Annotated in this window: 14 protein-coding genes; 1 reads left to right on the top strand and 13 read right to left on the bottom strand. The window is 38.4% G+C overall.

Annotated elements, in window-relative coordinates; genetic code table 11:
• Nucleotides 1-349: 349 nt before the first annotated feature.
• From AAFN64_RS15560 to AAFN64_RS15525, 8 genes are all read right to left on the bottom strand, one after another.
• Nucleotides 350-1087: a hypothetical protein gene (locus AAFN64_RS15560; protein WP_347761162.1), complete on the bottom strand. Its 738-nt coding sequence runs from the start codon at nt 1085-1087 to the stop codon at nt 350-352.
• Between the two features lie 325 nt (nt 1088-1412).
• Nucleotides 1413-1808: a hypothetical protein gene (locus tag AAFN64_RS15555; protein ID WP_300489355.1), complete on the bottom strand. Its 396-nt coding sequence runs from the start codon at nt 1806-1808 to the stop codon at nt 1413-1415.
• Nucleotides 1723-2070 carry a hypothetical protein gene (locus tag AAFN64_RS15550; protein WP_300489352.1) on the bottom strand — a complete coding sequence of 116 codons (348 nt, stop codon included), beginning with the start codon at nt 2068-2070 and terminating at the stop codon, nt 1723-1725. The genes AAFN64_RS15555 and AAFN64_RS15550 overlap by 86 nt, the downstream gene beginning before the upstream one ends.
• A 32-nt stretch (nt 2071-2102) precedes the next feature.
• Entirely contained in the window at nt 2103-2747 is a 645-nt protein-coding gene (locus AAFN64_RS15545; RefSeq protein ID WP_300489350.1) for an N-acetylmuramoyl-L-alanine amidase, read from the bottom strand.
• Between the two features lie 18 nt (nt 2748-2765).
• Nucleotides 2766-3140 (bottom strand): hypothetical protein, encoded by a 375-nt coding sequence (locus AAFN64_RS15540; RefSeq protein WP_347761160.1) that lies wholly within the window; start codon nt 3138-3140, stop codon nt 2766-2768.
• Entirely contained in the window at nt 3137-3304 is a 168-nt protein-coding gene (locus tag AAFN64_RS15535) for a hypothetical protein (RefSeq protein ID WP_168732849.1), read from the bottom strand. Before AAFN64_RS15535 ends, AAFN64_RS15540 begins: the two co-directional genes overlap by 4 nt.
• Before the next feature lie 293 nt (nt 3305-3597).
• Nucleotides 3598-3744 carry a hypothetical protein gene (locus AAFN64_RS15530; RefSeq protein ID WP_300489342.1) on the bottom strand — a complete coding sequence of 49 codons (147 nt, stop codon included), beginning with the start codon at nt 3742-3744 and terminating at the stop codon, nt 3598-3600.
• Nucleotides 3734-3904: a hypothetical protein gene (locus AAFN64_RS15525; protein WP_168732850.1), complete on the bottom strand. Its 171-nt coding sequence runs from the start codon at nt 3902-3904 to the stop codon at nt 3734-3736. The genes AAFN64_RS15530 and AAFN64_RS15525 overlap by 11 nt, the downstream gene beginning before the upstream one ends.
• A gap of 218 nt (nt 3905-4122) precedes the next feature.
• Here AAFN64_RS15525 and AAFN64_RS15520 point away from each other — a divergent pair, with 218 nt between their 5' ends.
• Entirely contained in the window at nt 4123-4920 is a 798-nt protein-coding gene (locus tag AAFN64_RS15520) for a LexA family transcriptional regulator (protein ID WP_347761159.1), read from the top strand.
• A 156-nt stretch (nt 4921-5076) separates the two neighbouring features.
• On the opposite strand, the gene AAFN64_RS15515 is transcribed toward AAFN64_RS15520, so the two are convergent.
• The 5 genes from AAFN64_RS15515 to AAFN64_RS15495 form a co-directional block, all read right to left on the bottom strand.
• Nucleotides 5077-8319: a hypothetical protein gene (locus tag AAFN64_RS15515; protein ID WP_347761157.1), complete on the bottom strand. Its 3243-nt coding sequence runs from the start codon at nt 8317-8319 to the stop codon at nt 5077-5079.
• A 145-nt stretch (nt 8320-8464) separates the two neighbouring features.
• Nucleotides 8465-8731, bottom strand: a complete 267-nt coding sequence (locus tag AAFN64_RS15510) for a hypothetical protein (protein WP_300486237.1) — start codon at nt 8729-8731, stop codon at nt 8465-8467.
• Nucleotide 8732: 1 nt separating this feature from the next.
• Nucleotides 8733-11876 carry a hypothetical protein gene (locus tag AAFN64_RS15505; protein ID WP_347761155.1) on the bottom strand — a complete coding sequence of 1048 codons (3144 nt, stop codon included), beginning with the start codon at nt 11874-11876 and terminating at the stop codon, nt 8733-8735.
• A 12-nt stretch (nt 11877-11888) separates the two neighbouring features.
• Nucleotides 11889-14684 carry a hypothetical protein gene (locus tag AAFN64_RS15500; RefSeq protein WP_347761153.1) on the bottom strand — a complete coding sequence of 932 codons (2796 nt, stop codon included), beginning with the start codon at nt 14682-14684 and terminating at the stop codon, nt 11889-11891.
• Nucleotides 14685-14714: 30 nt separating this feature from the next.
• Nucleotides 14715-17906 carry a baseplate J/gp47 family protein gene (locus tag AAFN64_RS15495; RefSeq protein ID WP_347761152.1) on the bottom strand — a complete coding sequence of 1064 codons (3192 nt, stop codon included), beginning with the start codon at nt 17904-17906 and terminating at the stop codon, nt 14715-14717.
• Between the last annotated feature and the right edge of the window lie 34 nt (nt 17907-17940).

Genomic DNA, 17940 nt, shown 5'->3' with positions numbered 1-17940 from the left:
TTGCTCCCGAAGGAACGTCCCTCTGGATACATTATATATTTTAAATTCGTTTTGGGTTTCAAAAAAAACCAAAGGGTTGTTCTCGCATGGATCGTCTCAAGGGTCTCCCCAAGAGTCGTTCGCTGCTAGCATCCCAAGAGCGAGCTCAAGGGTTGCTCCCGAAGGAACGTCCCTCTGGATGCATTCTATATTTTAAATTCGTTTTGGGTTTCAAAAAAAACCAAAGGGTTGTTCACGCAAGGATCGTCTCAAGGGTTTCCCCAAAAGTCGTTCGCTGCTAGCATCCCAAGAGCGAGCTCAAGGGTTGCTCCCGAAGGAACGTCCCTCTGGATACATTTTATTCTGTGTATTAACCAATACTATAATTGATGGCATCTTCCAATCCGGATGATCCTAAAACAATTTTAAAGGCTACCGGCTGCGATCGGTACGGTCTTCCGTTGATCATTATTTCTAACAAAACTTGACAAGGCACAAAAGGCTTTCCATGTTTTGTAAACTTAAAATCGCCTGGTTTAAAGAGACTTCCCGAAGGTGAAAATTCTTTGTATCCTCCTTCAAAATTAGGTCTGAAGTAATGGATGGGTTCCATATCAAGAACCGATTCTTTTTCCTCTATGACATAAACCGATTTTCGATTCCATTGTTTGGCATCCATTTCTCTTTCTTCAGCAAAATGGGCCTTTCTCATATTACCGTTCCTCATTTTCTTTTTCTGCTTATAGCGTTTTATAATTACCTTTGGCTGATACATCATGATATCGTCTGTACCTTCCAGAGTGATATGCATTTTTTTGTATCCCACTACTCGTCCCATAATATGCCTATACTCCTCGAGATACTCCGGTTCTCTGCCTTCTACCGATTCGATAATCAAATGTCCTACCGGAGAATCCGGAAGCCTTTCTGATCTATAAAAATCATAGTACTTGTAGAATGTTTCTGCAGAAGGTCTCAGTGTTAATCCGAAATTAAGTTCCTTTAAGTGAACATAACTATCAATCAGTTCTGAAAACTCTCCCTCCGTAGGACGGTCGCCCGTTTCAAAATACGTTTTAAGTTCCTGTCTTGTCGTAATATTTTTCATAATTCATGTGCAAATGTTTTTGATATGCCATTGTCATATGGAAACATTTATTTGTATTTTTTGGTTGTTTTTATTAGCAAAAGCTATTTTGTTTTTGAATTTAATTTGAAAGAATTTTACTACTTATTTACACTTACAAAATTCAACTATTTTATTTCAATCCGGGGTAATTTTTTGTTTTGAATTCTGTAGTTGCAGTAGGTATTACTTATACCATTTTCGGTATTACTTGGTTATTAGCATTACAAAATTGAACTATTTTTATTTTGTTTTGAACTTTTTTGCCCGCTCAATTCTGTAGTTGCAACTTTTCTTTTTTGTTGTTTTAGTGCACCAGTAGTACACCTACAACCAGGCCAATAGCCAGGCCGCCCAAACCATACAAAAAACCGTTACCAGTAGTGCTTTTCGCGGTCTTAAATTGTTCCTCTTTGATCTTTAACTGCTTCTCCGTTAGCTGTAACGAACTTTCCATAAGCTTGTTTTGCTGCGTCATAAAATTGATCAACACATCTTTTTCTTTTTGGATTTCGATGCATTTTTCGAGGTTTTCTTCGACTTTATTTTCCCTAAGTCGATCGTAATCGGCCAGGTCAATGAGTACCTTCCGGGCGATCTCTTTCGCGATCACGACACTATCTTTCTTCGTAGCGTTTTGTGAGCTGGCGTGCCAGGCTGTCAGCATCATCAGTATTCCTAATGTTTTTTTTAATTTGTTCATAACGCATATTATTTTCTTTTGCCCAGGCAATCTCCTCATAAAGTGATTTTTCGTTTTCAGCGATTAGTGCTAACTGCCTTTTTTTCAGCAGTTCGATACTATCCAATTTCGTTACATTCTGTTCTTTCAGTAGTTCGAGTTCGTCAATCTGTTGTTGGAGTACGACATTGAGGTCTTTTTTTAAAAAATACATTCGAATGTTTAATCCAAGGATGATCAAAATCAGAATACCAAAAGCATAGAACAACACCTTATCTCTCATTTTCTTTGTTTTTATATCGCGTTTTCAATTTTTTATGCCAATGATTTCAACATATCTATAAGTTCTTTCTGCGGATGCACATCTGATTTATCCGGCCTGAAAGAAACATGTGCCCAAATTCCGCTTTCGCCACTCAGCGCTCTTTTGTTGTATTCGAACATAATTTCTCCTTTATAACTTAACGGAATCGCGTAACGTTCTCCCCAATATTCCAATAGTTCTTTTAAGGATGCGAGCTGAGCCGTTGTATATTTTTCAAAATACTGGTAACCGCGGAATGGTTTTTCATAAAACGTCACGTTTTCTTTTTTTACCTCCTGACCGGAGAACGAATAAAACTTGCCATTTTTAGTGGTCAATCCGCCCCAGCTATCGAGTTCAATCCCGATAAATTCTTTATTGCGCTGGGTGTTTAACGCCGGAAGCTCGAATCGTTTAAAGTGTTCCTGTTTTATTCCTAAATGATGGGCCCAATATTGTGAGGAATACAACTGATGGATACCGCCATCTCTAGCGATGATTATAGGTGTTGCAACACGTTCCGCAGTGGATTTCCACCATTCGATATCGCCCAAGACCGAGTCGCCAGAGACGGTATGATGCAGCACAATTCCTTTTTTTTTTGTGACTTCCCTGTAATATTGGTCTTCAGGAAAATCATGACTAATTATTTTCATCTTTTGTCCTTTTTTAAACTATTTCACATCGTCATTATCTTCTTTCTCATTTGAGTTTTTGTCTGTATTGACTCCGTATGTTTTTTCTATATAAGCTTTTACCGCTTTGTCGATCCAACTTGGAAGATTAGTGGTAATCATTTTCAGAAATTTATCATACCCATAACCCAGAACAAAAAGCATCCCTGTGGAGTACCACTTGTCGTTTACATTCGCTTTATGCATGACATAACTCATTGTAAAGCCTACGATTACCACAATCAACAATGTTACAATGTGTTCCCAGGGCTGCTTTTTTTCTTTATTCTGGATTGAAATCAACACGCGCAATAGTCCACCTGAAAAAGCTACTGCTGTCCCTATAAATAGGATTTTGAAATTTTCCAAATTCATTCTTCCTTATTTATCAGGTACATATTATCTAAAAAGCTTTTGCTTTTTTTAATGTTCTGACGCTCATCCAAATAGGCGATATCATCAATAATATCGTCAATATCTTTTTCCTGCTCATCAAACACTCCTTTCTTTCCTTTAGTTGCTTTCTTTTTTCTTTTCATAGTTTAGGGTTTTCATTTGTATTTATAGTTCTTGTAAGCTTTAATCTAAAAGGAGTATCGTTTCAAAAAGCACAAAAAAGTCCTCTGTTCTCCAAGCCAATGCTTAAAAAACCTATTCTTTTTTCGCTTTATTTTTTTAGTATCTGTAAGGCGCCACGAAACAATAGTCATTGATTCAGGTCTCTTTAAACCGGCTTACAGGCCTGTTTTTCAGAAACCAAAGAGGCGTTACCCTTTTTTAGAAATGTACTTAACTGCTTGCTACATCCGGCACGGCACCGTTTGTTATTCTTTTATAATGGCAGTTCCATTTTAAACAGCCTTTTACTGCAGTTTCCGGCTTTATACACAACCGAACCAAAGGAATCCGGTTCTTTGTTATCCTGGCAGAACCAGAAGAGGTTCCATCCTTTATCGAGACGTACAATTTCAGTAATCATTTTGATCGTCTGTAAGGATGTTGTAAATAGTACGCTCTGATAAAAACAACATCTCTGTCAATTCATTGACAATTACCTTCATTTGCTTGCTTTGATTATCCGTCACATAGTTCGTAACGAATTCTTTTCGTTTTTCAATTAACTCTCGGTTTCTTTTCATGGTTGATAAATAATTTGGTTGTTTAAAGAAATTGATTAAAATAAATTTTATATTTAGTATAGTTTTTACGCAAATAGTTCCACAAAAAAATTTAAACGCGCACGATTACGCACTATGTTCGTGTTTTTACATTTTACACCTACAACCCAATGAAACAAAATAAAACACTGTATTCTAAGAGCCTCACCTAATTACACTGATATAAATGACACTGTTAAATGTTGCATATATTTCGTATATTTGCATCAATCTTAAATGCTACACGACAAATATGCGAATTTTGTTCGTGTTTACAAAACAAAAAAGAGTACAATTTGCGTTTTATTTTGTTTAATTTTTACAAAAATCTCATTATGAACTATTTAGAATTCAAAGAAATCAGAAAAAACTTGAACATGAAGCAGTCTGAGCTATCAAAATCGATTGGCGTCGGTATTAGAGCGATACAGTACTGGGAAAAAGGCGAACGAAAAATCCCCGAGACGACCGCATTTTTCATGAAAAGCCTGTTAGCCAAAAAACAAAAGGCGACTAACGAGAACGGTTCACCTGTAATTTTTTCCGATTTAAAGATTATGAACGTGCCGCTTGTAAATCAATACGCGCAAGCTGGTTACCTGAATGGCTTTGCCGACGAAGAATTCACCGAAAGCCTTCCTACTATTCCATTTACTGACGACGTCGAGCATCGTGGCGAATACATGTGCTTTGAAGTCAAAGGCGACAGTATGGATAACGGGTCCTATGAAAGTTACCTTGAAGGTGACATTTTATTATGCAGAAATATCAGACAGGATTTCTGGATGAGCAAACTGCATTATAACAAATGGGACTTTGTAATTATCCATAAGGAAAAAGGCATTCTGGTAAAACGTATCATCAACCACGATGTTGAAAACGGCATTATTACGCTACATTCTTTAAATGATTATTACAACGATTTTGAAATACACCTGAAAGATGTAGCCAAACTGTTTAACATTATAAGTACAAGACGCAAAAACAACCGGCGATAGTAAAATATCACCACCCAACCATTAACGTGGTTTCTTTAAATTCTCAAAAAATCAAACAAACAGAAACGTCGGGCCTTTCGGCCCTTCGTTTACCTGTCATGAAACAACCTCAACCTGCTCATTACCTCAATTAATTTAACCTACTAAGTCCAACAACTACACTGGTGGCAGTTGTTCGATCTCACTATAAACCCAATAGCCATTCGCAAAATAGTCTCTTGTTCCGCCTACTTCGAGATTATACACTCTATACAGTCCCGTTATAAAATCGGCATATTGTAGCGGATAATGTTTCGTATCTTCTTTATAAAGCAAATTGTCTACTTGCAATAAGCTTACCGGAACAGACGTAACAAACTGTTCTGTTTTTTCAGGTTCAAACGATTTCCATCCCTGATTGGTACCAACCGGATGTGCTCCGGTTATAAAATGGTTTTGATCATTCAATCGGTACAACCTTACTTCGTCCATATAATTCACCGTCTTCAGAACCGTAACAATCCCTGTTTTGGATTTTAATCGATCACCCACTACAATCTCCTGAATTTTCTTTTTATTTCCATCATACATCGTAATCAGGGTGTTTCCCAGGAACGATGTTCCGCCTCGCATTTCAGCCTCCTGAACATTAACTTCAGCTGTACTTCCCAAATGTGAATGATAACCACCTGTACTGCTGCTCAAAAACACATCAATCCGTCTCTGGCCCACAGGAAGCTGCCCAAAATTCAAAATATTTGTGGATGTGCGTTCCTTTAATACACCGTCCAAACTCCATTCATATTCTAATCCCTGAATATTACTTGGATTACTCGTAACCGCCCGAACAGTAATCTGATCATTGGTTGTTGGCGCTGATGGGCTCACAACTAAACTCGTAATAGTAGCCAGTGCTTTCACATCAAACTGAAGCGAAGCAGACCCTTGTAAATTATTCGAATCTTTAACCGTTAATGTAATCGTAAAGACTCCGGCTTGAGTGAATGCAACCCCTATCGGGTTAGAATCTACATAGAGAATCACACTAGGATCACTAGCGGTCCATATATAACTTGAATCTGTGATAAGACCGGTTCCAGGTGTTACTACTTTAGAAATCTTTACCGAGTTTCCTTCGGGTACAGACACGTTCGTATGGGAAGGCGTAAGGCTTACCGTAGGCGGTGTTCCGGTTTGTGGTTGTTCCGGCACGTACCAATTTGGAAGCGTTACCACCTGAGAACAGCCACTAGCTGTTGAAACCAGTACATTTATCGGGTTTCTTCGAGCGGTATTAAAGAATATATTTTTAACATTACCTAAAGTATCCGGTTTGATAGTTACATAGCTTCCATTACCCAGAAAATCCCATTGATACTCATATGCTACTCCATTCGTATTTGAAACGTTAAACGTTACAACAGTTCGCGTCGAATCGCCTTCCGGATATTCAAATTTGACCGGACTGATTGTTACGGCAGGTACCGGTAACAGTTTAACCTTACAATTGGTTGCTTTTCCGTTTACTGTAAAACTGATTTCCTGATTCTGTAATCCTGGTTCAACCAGACTCGGATCAAACATATATTGTCCGTTGACCTTTGTAACACCGCCAAGAAGTCCATTGCTGGCAACTGCCTTTACTACGCCATTTGACGGCGTTACGGTAAAGACCATCGGTTTTCCGTTTTTACAAACCGTCGGCGACGGAAGGCTTAACGTAATCGGTGTTTTTGGCGTACAACAGATATAAGGCAAGACAAAATCGGCGATAACCTGCGGTTCTTCTTCCGATTTATAAACCAAGACAAAAGTACTGCCGCTAAAAGCGCCTCCTCTATGTTCCAATCCTGGGTTTTTCCCTACATAATCGACAAAATCAGCTTTATAAAAATCTTTATTATCAACTAGTTGCGCGAGTGACACACTCATAATTTCGAAGCCCAACTGCTTCGTATCTTTTAACATCTGAATCACGTCAACCGCCTCACGATAGTCACCTCCCTGATGTCCTTCAATACGATAATAAGGCATCTTGTCGATATTGTAATCGAGCGGCATTTGTACGTTATATGCTAACGAAAGATTCGTTTTATCATAATTTAAATTCGTGTCGAAATCCCTGTTACTTGTTTTATCAAAATTCCAAAGGCGTAAAAACTCATCGGAAATGTTATAATAAAACGGAATGGCTCGATCTCCTAACGCACTTTTATGCTTTGATGGCGTAATAACAATTTCAGTACCAATTTGGGTCGGATTTCGGAACGAAAGGATCATGACATTAAAGCGTTCGATTAATGTTCTAACTCGTAATGCCTTTTTTTCGCTGTCCAAAACCGGCGAATTATAAAACTGATGTCTGGTATAATCGTATCCGGCTGTTGGAATCATTTTCCCTAGTATGACATGATTTGGAAAAGAGGCTACATCGGGCAACGATCTCGTAAATGAATTTGGCAATAATTTGACAATTTCGGCATACGTTTCCGCTAAGTCTTTAAGAACATCATAAGCATATTGGAAATTATTACTTTGATCGGCAAGCTGGTTTAGCGTACTCACAAAGCCAGATCGGTTGATCAACGGAATGTTCATTTTTCCAGAAATAAAATCAATATTCGAAAACATCCATCCATAATCGTTTTCTGTCATATTATTTTTATACGCCTCTCTTAATTTATCCGGTACTACCATTTCTGGTGTTGCAAAAACACGTTTTAATTTTCTAGCTGTTGTTGTGCTTCCGGAAATCATGCGTTCCGGAAAAACATGATCCTTACTCAGAATTTTATCCACACCACTTTGTGTGGTAACCAATACTTTTAGGTTTCGAATTTGTTGGATTCCATGATTATCACAATCAACACCACGACATGGTTTTACTTCTTTTTCATAGCTTTCAAGATAAAGCAGTAAGTACTTGTTCGCGAAATCGCCAAGCGTTGCCAACGGCTGAAAATTTTTTGTAGCTTCTTCGGCTGTTGCCAATTCCCAAAGCTCAACTTCCTGTTCTTCTAAATTGTTATGAAAAGGCGGATACATGGCTTTACTATTGTCATAAACTCTCCAATGCGTATAGTCTCTATCGTATATGTTTATGTCTTTTAGTTCGCCCATATAGAGGTCGCCACTTAAATCCTGGGTTTTGCTTTTTTTGTTTAGCGTAAGCAAATCGCCATCTGTAGTGACCGCAACACCTTGTGAAAGATTTATAGTGGTTAGCTGGTTATTTTCGTAAATCGGTTGTGGTTCTAAACCACAAACAATTCCTACGCCTTCCATCATAACCCGAGACAAACGATCCTGATCTTCGAAAAAATCCAGGAACTCGTTAAATTGTAGATCTTCTACTCTTTGCCCTTTACTAAATTTTCGGTATTGGGTTGCTATCTTATTTAATTGATAATTGTAATTCATTTTTAATAATTTAAATGGTTTAGCAGCTTCCCTTAGGACGATAAACTGCGGTTATTTTGACGATCATTACGGTGTTCTTATAACCGCAGTATCGGTCCTAATCTTTCTAAAGCATTACGCGTTTATAACTATTTTAAAGATGTCATTACTTACAACTTTTGCACCCACAACCCGTATCTGCATGAGCTGTTTTTTTCTCCAACGTTCCTAAATAGCTGTTGTATTTTGCTATAAAAGCATCGGCAGATTGCGTCATAATAACCCTATCTTCTACGGTATCAAAACAAAAAAGAACCTCTTCATTATTCATTACCATAATTTGTTTTATATCGATAACGCCATCGCTTGTGGTAAGCAAACTATTTGCCTCAATGACGATTCCGTCTTTTTCATATTGTTCGATCAGTCTCATATTATTTCTTTATTTCTCCTGTACAAGGGTTAATAGTTAAGAAGTTATTTTTCGGACAACCGTTATAAATTACCGCACCATCTAATTTCAATGTAGTCCAAGCTACACCGCTATGGCAAGAACTGTCTGCACAAACCAATGAGAACGAAATGAATCCGTCGTTAGGTTGGTTTGCCGCAACAATGGCCTGTGCTTCCGCAGCCGAAATGCTATAAACCCATTTACGTGATCTTCCGGAAGTTTCTCCATCAGCATATAACTGTCCAGGCTGAAGCGCTGCGCTACCATTATTTAAGTTCACAATGTTACTACCATTGGCCGCATTACCAAGTTGTATTGAGTTCGCTAATAACTTGAATCGAGCCGAGTTACAAGCGTGTCCACCCGGACAAGGTCCTTTGGTATCGTGATACTGAATCGTGACTTCTAAACCGGATAAACATTTCACAGTGGTTTGTCCTGTGATTACAATCGGTTTAAGATCATATTTTTTACCACAATTGTTGGTGTTCGAAATGGTAATCGTTGGTCTGAAAGTATCTTCCTGACCGGCAACAAGTTTGTATATGTTTGTGATTTTACCATCTAATGGCACTGAACCTGACGATTTTTTACCATCGCCAAAATCCATCACATACGTCAGACCGGCACGCGGTTCGCTAACCGTAAATACTACCGTTGCATCCGGATGATCTGGAACTTCTCCATGAATTGGTTCCGAAACGGTTACCGTTACATTTGGCAATGCATGTACTATCATTTTGGCTTCCACAGGATCTTCGTTAACGGTAAAGGTGATTGTTTTACCTAAATCGGCGGCGGCCACAAGACTTGGATCGAAGAAGTTCTGACCCGCGGTTTTACTAACCACTTTCACTTCCTTAGTTCCAACAAACGCTTTGATGTCGCCATCCAAAGGAATAATCGTAAACGGAATCTTCGCATCATTCTGACATAATTTAGCAGAAGGCAATGCCATAAACACCGGATCTTTTTTCGAACAACACAGATAAGGCAATGCAAAATCAGCCAAAACGGTATTATGTTCTTCCGATCTGTAAACCAGATATAAAGTACCGCCAATCGGCACACCACAACCATGTTCCAATCCTGATTTCAGGTCAAGGAAATCGCCTAAAAATTCGGTATCTACTTTTTCTTCTTTTGCCGTTTGTGTCACAATCGAAATTCCGGAATCGATTGCTTTAAAATCGATCGTATTCAACAATTTTAATTGCGTATCCAAACCGGATATTGTTCGTAAAGTCTGTTGCAAATTGACCTGATTACTGATATCACTGGAGATAGAACCCAATTGCGCTCTTAGCTCTTTGATTGATATCGTCGTTAACTCCGGCGCAGGAGGTAAAACTGGTGTGTCTGGCACAGTCGATCCATCACTTGGTACAGCGGCAGTAATATTTGAAGCATCAGCCTGAGCAGCTGTAGCATTATCTAAGGCACTCATCCGAGCGGTTACTGCGCCAGTGGTTGCAGCAGTGGCAACAGTAGCTGTCGCGGCAGTAGCCGTTGTAACAGTTGCATTGAGCGATCTGCTAGTGCTTTTTTCCAATGATAATCCGGAAACCTTAAATGCCAATCCATATTTATCCCTAAGGGCATTAATATTTTGCATGGCAATCGTATACGGCATTCCAACAGCACCTTCAACTCTATAATAATCGTTGTGATCCATATTGTACAACAACGGATTTCGAATAAAATCGTCGGTTGCCAAATTGGTTTTATGGTAACTCAGATTATACTTCTCTTTATAATTTTTCGTTTTTTTGAAATCCCATTTCTCCAACAGATCCTGATTTATATTATAATAAAACGGGATGGCCTTTTCGCCTAATTCAACATAGGTGTTAGACGGCGTAATAACGATTGGCCCTCGGAACGATTGGAAATTTTTAAGTTTTAATGTAAAACGGTTTGCCAATGAAAGTAATTTTTCTTTGTTTTCGTCTTCATTGGTATTGATTGGCGCATTATAAAAATCGTGACGGTAAAGCGTATGATCCCCCTGATTTAAAGGAGCCCCAAGAGGTCCTAACAAAAGGTGTTTTTGAAATGCGGTCATATCCGGACAACATTCAGACTTAAGGTGTAATACTAATCCTTTGATTTCGTTGTACGTATCCACTAAATCTTTTAACAAGTCATAGCGATACTGATAATCGTATAAACTCGTATTTAATGCCTGATCCAGTTTATCTCTCAAGCTTAACCCGCCAAAATCCATTTCAATATCAAACATTTCTGCGATGAGATTAAAACTAGCATCCAAATCGGTAATAAGCGTACTACTCTGAATAGCATTCTGGAATTTTGTGCGTAAAGCCAATTCCGTTGTAACATTTCTATCCAGAATTACTCTTGGCACTTCAATGTTTTTTAACTGCTCATAAAGTAACTGGTAGTTATTGTACTGTTGATAAATACTGTCGTATCCATTACTGTTTAGCGCATAGAAATCCATGTCGCTTCTGTTTGCCAAAAGCACTTTAAGATCGGCCACCTGTTCGGCACCGTTATTGTCGCAATCGACATTCTCGCAAGGTCTTTCTTCATTCGAATAGCTTTCCAGATATAGGATTACGATTTTATTTCGTACTTGCTGTTGTAATCCGGATACCGGATGAAAGGTACTGGCCGTGGCTCCTTTTAGGATCAAAGCCTGATAGTCTTCCTCGGTAAACAATTCCAATAGCGACATTTGTGTGTTTCCGCTATAGAAATGCGGATATTTGTAGGTATCCAAATACGGTCTATAATAAGCATATTTGAATTTTGTATCACCTATTTTAACCTCTTTCGTTTTAGAATTAGGAATATTTTTACGCAACGTGATCAGATCACCATCGGTGGTAACACCTACCCCTTGCGAAATTGTGATAAATCGAAATTGCTCTTGCTGTTGCGGTTGCGCCGGATTTACAACCGAGATTCGTCCCGCAATATCCGTCTGAAAGCCGGTTTCAAAACCACAACCGATCCCAACACCATTTAATCTGGTTCTTGACAAACGATCCTGATCTTCAAAATAATCAATAAATTCATTCAATTGCCCCTCGGTTAACGCCTGGTTGACGTTGAACTTTCTATACTGGGTCGTGATATTATCTAATTTAGTGTTCATTCTTTTTCTGTTTTATATGTTTGATTGTCCTAGTATGATTTTTCCATCCAGACTGTCGTTATCGTCCACGGCACAGTCTAACAGCCTTCCCGGCTTATAGATATTGTTCAGGTTGGTTAGTGCATCCAATAATTCTTTGGTACTATTCCCCAAACTGCTAACATTATTTCGTGCTTTATCGAGAAGGAATTTTTTATAGGTCCTTTCGAAATCCGACAGATCACTCATCGCGGTTTCGATCTCACCCTGTCTGTCGCCAACCCAACAAATTTTTGCTAAAACGTGTGCCGGAAGTTCTTGTCGGATAACCGTTTCGGCATAACGTCTAAAATCATAATCCGCAAAACGATAGGCATATCCTGAAAGCACTACGCTGACACGGTAGGAATACGGATCAAAAATATTGTCAGCTTCCTCACAACCCTCTTCGCAGGTGGTCATAAATGCATTCGGATCGGCAGCTCCAGAGCCACCATCACCGTCATACATCACGATAAAGGTGTCTTCAATCGACATACAACCGATACCGCCCATCAAATCATAATTTTTAACCGATGGTTTTAATAACATGTGTTCTACCAGGAACATTCCTTCTTCGGTAAAACGATATTTGAAATAATCAACCAGGTTGCGAATTCCGTCTTTTAAGGTAATCTGAGTCGTATACGGGTTTGTTTTCTTATGACATGCAATAACTACTGGCACTTCGGAATCGTCTACAATTTCCAGATAGAAATTTTCCATTTCCGATTTACGGACGATGATGTTTCCAATACGTTCGCCTCCATCAAAAGTAACGTCCAGCTTGTTTTCAAGATCTTCCTGATCAATCTGAATGGCTTGATAAACCGCTTCGTTTAGCGCATGCGTAGCACCATACTCAATCTTATAGCTTTTAACACCGCTTAAAATAACGGTATTGTCGGCAGTATCCTTAATACGCCATTTAAAGGCCGGAGCACCGTTTTCTGTAACTTCGATAATCTGAACCGGCGAATTGGACACATTTCGGTGCTTGTAATCTTTCATTCCCAACAATCGCGCAATTCTTTTTTGTACTCCTGAAACATTAGTGGTGTTCCATAAATCGTCGTCGGCTGTCAGGGTATAATTATGCCCCAATCCTCTATCGGCACTCAATGTGCTGTATTCGCCCAGGAAAACTTCTTTGTTTCGCAATACAATTTCATCCGTAGATGCACCGTAAAGTGTTTTCATCAGGAAGGTATAATCGCTAAATGTTTCTGCAAAACGGGAAATCAAGTGATCCAGAATCATGTTTCTTCGTTCTACACTATTGTCCAGTTCTTCATATAAAGAATCGGTAAGCTTATCGTCGTCGTTGGTTACATAATTCTTTACCAGCGTTTCAAAACCATTAATTCCTTTCAGTGCCTGTGTAAAATAGGTTCTTTTCAATGTCCCGTTAACACTCAGTATTTCTTTTACTTTTTCAAGATGTTTGAAATAACTGGCCAGTACTTTATCGAAAAACAGCAAATACCCTTGTAATTGTTTGGCAAGTACTTCTCTTTCTACACCCGGATTTCCAATAATTCCTGATTTTCCTACACCGTAGGTGTCCGGGAATTCATTCAAAATAGATGCATAATTACCCAAGTCATAGGCTGTTCCCGTAGGTATTTCTAATGTTTTGTTTAATCGGGCATCTTCCCGAAGTGCTTCCTGCTCCAATCGGAATGTTTCCAGGTAGGCGTCTACTTTTTTACGATTGATGTTTAACGGAAGCGATCCTTTGGAATAGCTAAACGAACTTAGGTCACATAGCACCGGTTTTTTCCCTTCTCCGATACAAATCACCCATTCATCACTTTGTTGTAAAGAACCATCACATCCGGCGATCGAAATTTCTTTAATTTCCTGAACGCCTTCAACTTTCATAATCTCACTGATGATATCGGACAGCCGTACTTCTTTTCTTAGCTGGCTGTTTTTAAGTTCTTCGGTATCGATAAAACCATTATCCAAAAGTGGTCCGTCAAAAATCTGATCGGTCGTATATCCTTTGTCAAGCATTTGCTTTAAGGAATAGAAATGCACTTCCGGCGACAGGTAATTGTTGATGCTTCGCAACACTTTTGCGTGTACTAGCTCTTCATCGGCTTTGTTTGTAACGCCAATCCGGGCACAAACTGCGATACTTTGCGTTTCAACTTCCTTGATATCGACTAAATCCTCACAAAGGCTTCTGTTGGCGTGATAACGCTCCAGAATTTTGATTCGGGTGTTCGATCTGTCGCATACGTCGGTTGGCGCTTCTCCATCAAGGTCTTCTCCATATTCAACATAAAGATCATAAAGCCCTTTTGCCGGGAAGCTTTTTGTTTTTTCTACGCCTAAATCGTTCGGATTTAACGCCAATCTTGTGGAGTCACAATCGGCATAAATCAATTCTGTCCGCGGACGCAACCAACAGTTACTTACGGCTCTGCTACTTCCCGATTTTAAACCAATATCGATAAATAATTTTCTGTAATCCAGCTCATTCAATGGTCTTGAAGGCAGAATTTCGGCTGCTTTAATAAATTGATTATCAATATTTTTACCCGCCTCTTTAGACGACAAAATATCTTCCATATTAAGGTTCATACGCATGCCCAGATCGGTAATGGCATAACTTAACACTTCCAAAGTAGTGATCCCGGGATCATGAGAATTATAATCGGTCCAAAGTTTACTCCCCAGTTCTTCTATGTATTGAATACCTGTCTTTCGTAGGAACTGAAAATCTAACTGGTCTTCGGTTTCTACTTTTTTAGGTATACTAATATGACTATTTTCTGACATAATTATCTATTTTTTATCTATTTGTTTTGTTTAAATACATACCTGTTTTGCAATAACCACTTCATGTTGTTTTGCGGATACTAATATGGATTTTGGATCTACTTCAATTAAATATTTTGTCTGTATTTCACCATTAACCGTTACCTGTATACTGTCGATATAATCAACATAATAAAGTTGCTCCAAATAATTAATCAACTGATTTACATTGAGTTTCATATTAAAAGAAACTACATCAGAATCTCCGAAAGCCCAAGGCGATATAAATTTTTTAATATCTTCGTCCAATTGCTTGCTGTAAAATGCCTCATCATATTCGTTATAGAATTTTGCTTCTATTTTTACGGTAGCTTCCTGATAATTTGGATTGATCACATGAGTTTTAACATGCATTGAATTTAATTCGTTCACATAGTTTTGAATCTTGTTCAAACTGGCACGACTCACTCGTGGCTGATAGATGTCGAAAGCATTTTTATTTTTTGTATTCGGAATCACAACCAGTGTTACATTACCGGGCGCCATAAATGATTTTTCGGAAGTATGGTTCAAACATTTCACCATAAAAACCTCTGGAAATTCCTGCAAAACAAGGTGCTCATAATCCCATTGTGTGATCGCTCTGTTTTTGTGTCGTAATCGTTCGCTAACACGTCTGTAGAAAGCCGCGTCGGTTTCCTTATATTTTCCGTCGAACGAATTATAAGGCTGACTAACCGATTTAATCTGCGGTACTCTTGTGATTAGTTTTGTGATGGTTCCTGCTTCCAATCCGTGATCCAGGTGTGTCAAATCGTTGTCCTGATTCTGGAAAGTAGCCCGAACCGCTTGTGTATAAATCCCCTGAATTTTACATACGGCGTCATAGCTTGTTTTTGTTGTAGCTCTGATCCATGTCCCTTTTTTCTCAAATAAGGTTGTGTTTATATCAATATCCTTTGGAATCTTAAATTTCAGAATTCCGGATTCCAGGAATCGTTTCGTCTCGTTTGTTAGGATATTGTCCTTAAGACTTCTCCATGTATTTTTAGAAAGAATATGCCATTCAATATTTTCATTGTCTGCGAAAGTATCTGCCAACGTGTTTTCACTTCCTTCCAAAGCCTGGATTAACAAGGATACTGTTTCACTTGGATTAGCATCCAGGCAGATAAACAATTCGCCTCCTGGCTTGTGAATCGGTACAATATTTAGCTGTGTCATTTCTTTTTCAGTCTGACCAAATGCATCTTCATAAAACAAGGTTACTTCTTTGTTTTTTGATGATTTTTTAGTGTTAGCCAGAATACTTCGACTCGTAACAGCACTATCCAAAACCGAATTACTCAGTTCGAGTTTTTTGGATGATTTTAATAAACTCGATGACTTTATTAAGCTGGATGATTTTATTAAAGCTGGTGATGCTATTAAATTGTTTGCTAAAATTTTCCCACCTGTATACGCACTTTCTGAAGCCGAATAGTTCAATTCGATGCTTTGAGTCAATGGAATATACGGTTCATTTGGGATCAGGATGCTTGTTTCGCCACTGGTTAATGCCAGTGTATATAATTTTGGATAGACATCCTGTAATGCCGATTGTTTTAAGGTTAATCGGATCGACTCGGAAGTTCCCGCAAGTGCACCTGCGTTTTGGATCGTAAAATTCGTTTGGTAGCCCGTTTCCGTTTTTTGGTACAACTGGATATCTGTCCCTTTTATAGCCCATCCTTCTTTTCCTAAAAGAAAAGCATTTGCTTTAAAATGATCGTCTTGAACCACAACGGAACTCTTCGTTTTAGCAGCGCTAAACGAATTTTTCGAAACAACAATATTGGGTTTAATCGTATAGCCTTGATAAAGATCTCGTATCGATTCCGGCGTGTTTTTCCAATCGATTGTAATCGATGCTTTATCCCATTTTTTAGCAAACATCTCCGGATATTTGATAAAAAAATTAGATCCTGTTACCGGTTGTGCGGTAAATGGGAAACAATCTTTTTCCGGATTTAGCGTACTGTTATCGTTTTCAATCAAAACGGATTTTACCCCTTTTACATCAACGGCAATATCAACGTTTTGGATTTCTTTCTCAGCCAGTGCTTCATACAATTCATAATACTTATTGCCCTCGATCATAAATCGCGCAATAGCAAAATTGGTCAGGAATGTTCCACCCAATACTTCTTTATTGTAGCTCACTACGGCCGGGAAGTTTTTCGTTAACGTAAAGGATAACTGTAGACTTGTAGCATCGTTTGTAATACATCTTATTGCGCTACCGGACACCCATTCTTTTTCACCACTGTAAAGCAATTTGATATTGTTTTCAATTTCAGTAAGCGTTAACCCTCCTAATCTTGAAGTTCCGTTATCTTTAAAGCTAATCGTAACCGTTACGGTACGTTCCCCTTCTTTTAAATTTAGCAATGAGGAAGCGATTGAAAAACCCAGTTTGGCGTTTTCAAGTTCTTTAAAGTCCGAGTTCTCCTTTTTGGATTCCACCGAATTGTATCCAAAAGGCCACCAGTAATTGCTGGTTTCCGTTAATTTTTCGGCAATTCCGTCTAAGGTATTTACCGCACGGGCTATTTTTAATTCTTTTTTTGTTTTATCGTTTAAAAAACTTTTAAGTTCAACCACTTTTGCCTGACTGGCAATAAGTTCTTTATCGGTTTTAAAAACACGTTTTTTACCTGTTGCATCTTTTTTGGCATCAAGCAAGGTACCTTCCGGCACTCTTTCCTGGATTGCTTTTTTGGCTAATTCGAAAATCACATAGACTTTATCCGATTGGGCATCTTGTTTTTCGATCTGAAGGATTTCATTGTAATAGAAATCCAAATGTCTTTTGGTAAGATTATTAAGTGCCTTTTTCGAAAAATCCATCAACTTAATAAAGCAGATAAATAACGTCATGTGAGGCGTAAGACTTCCGTCTTTCTCAAATTGAGCGACAAGTTCTGTAACCTCTTTTTTCAGGCTTTTGTAAGCAACACTTTCCCTACGCGGAATGGAATAATCATCGGCACCTAAAAAAAAGCCTTCCCAGGTTCCGTTTGGTGTTGTTGCATCATTTTTATCAAAATAATTTACATGAGTGGCAAAATTGTTTGCAAAGAGTAGCCAATCAAACAAATCGAAATCGTGCAATTCAAGATTACTGGGATCAAGTTCTGTTAAAAAGCGTTGCATTTGTGATTTTCCGTCACGATAATGCGAAAATGTATCTATTTTTTTCATTTGTTTATATTTAATTTTCTATGGTCAGATGCAC

This window comes from Flavobacterium sp. CAU 1735 (genome assembly GCF_039888695.1).
Taxonomy (GTDB): Bacteria; Bacteroidota; Bacteroidia; order Flavobacteriales; family Flavobacteriaceae; genus Flavobacterium.
The sequence above is the reverse complement of the archived record's forward strand: the minus strand, read 5'-3'. Positions and strand labels throughout refer to the sequence as shown.

Coding starts and splice junctions, on each gene's coding strand:
- AAFN64_RS15560 (WP_347761162.1), bottom strand. CDS start 1,087: ATGAAAAATATTACGACAAGACAGGAACTTAAAACGTATTTTGAAACG.
- AAFN64_RS15555 (WP_300489355.1), bottom strand. CDS start 1,808: ATGAACAAATTAAAAAAAACATTAGGAATACTGATGATGCTGACAGCC.
- AAFN64_RS15550 (WP_300489352.1), bottom strand. CDS start 2,070: ATGAGAGATAAGGTGTTGTTCTATGCTTTTGGTATTCTGATTTTGATC.
- AAFN64_RS15545 (WP_300489350.1), bottom strand. CDS start 2,747: ATGAAAATAATTAGTCATGATTTTCCTGAAGACCAATATTACAGGGAA.
- AAFN64_RS15540 (WP_347761160.1), bottom strand. CDS start 3,140: ATGAATTTGGAAAATTTCAAAATCCTATTTATAGGGACAGCAGTAGCT.
- AAFN64_RS15535 (WP_168732849.1), bottom strand. CDS start 3,304: ATGAAAAGAAAAAAGAAAGCAACTAAAGGAAAGAAAGGAGTGTTTGAT.
- AAFN64_RS15530 (WP_300489342.1), bottom strand. CDS start 3,744: ATGATTACTGAAATTGTACGTCTCGATAAAGGATGGAACCTCTTCTGG.
- AAFN64_RS15525 (WP_168732850.1), bottom strand. CDS start 3,904: ATGAAAAGAAACCGAGAGTTAATTGAAAAACGAAAAGAATTCGTTACG.
- AAFN64_RS15520 (WP_347761159.1), top strand. CDS start 4,123: ATGTTGCATATATTTCGTATATTTGCATCAATCTTAAATGCTACACGA.
- AAFN64_RS15515 (WP_347761157.1), bottom strand. CDS start 8,319: ATGAATTACAATTATCAATTAAATAAGATAGCAACCCAATACCGAAAA.
- AAFN64_RS15510 (WP_300486237.1), bottom strand. CDS start 8,731: ATGAGACTGATCGAACAATATGAAAAAGACGGAATCGTCATTGAGGCA.
- AAFN64_RS15505 (WP_347761155.1), bottom strand. CDS start 11,876: ATGAACACTAAATTAGATAATATCACGACCCAGTATAGAAAGTTCAAC.
- AAFN64_RS15500 (WP_347761153.1), bottom strand. CDS start 14,684: ATGTCAGAAAATAGTCATATTAGTATACCTAAAAAAGTAGAAACCGAA.
- AAFN64_RS15495 (WP_347761152.1), bottom strand. CDS start 17,906: ATGAAAAAAATAGATACATTTTCGCATTATCGTGACGGAAAATCACAA.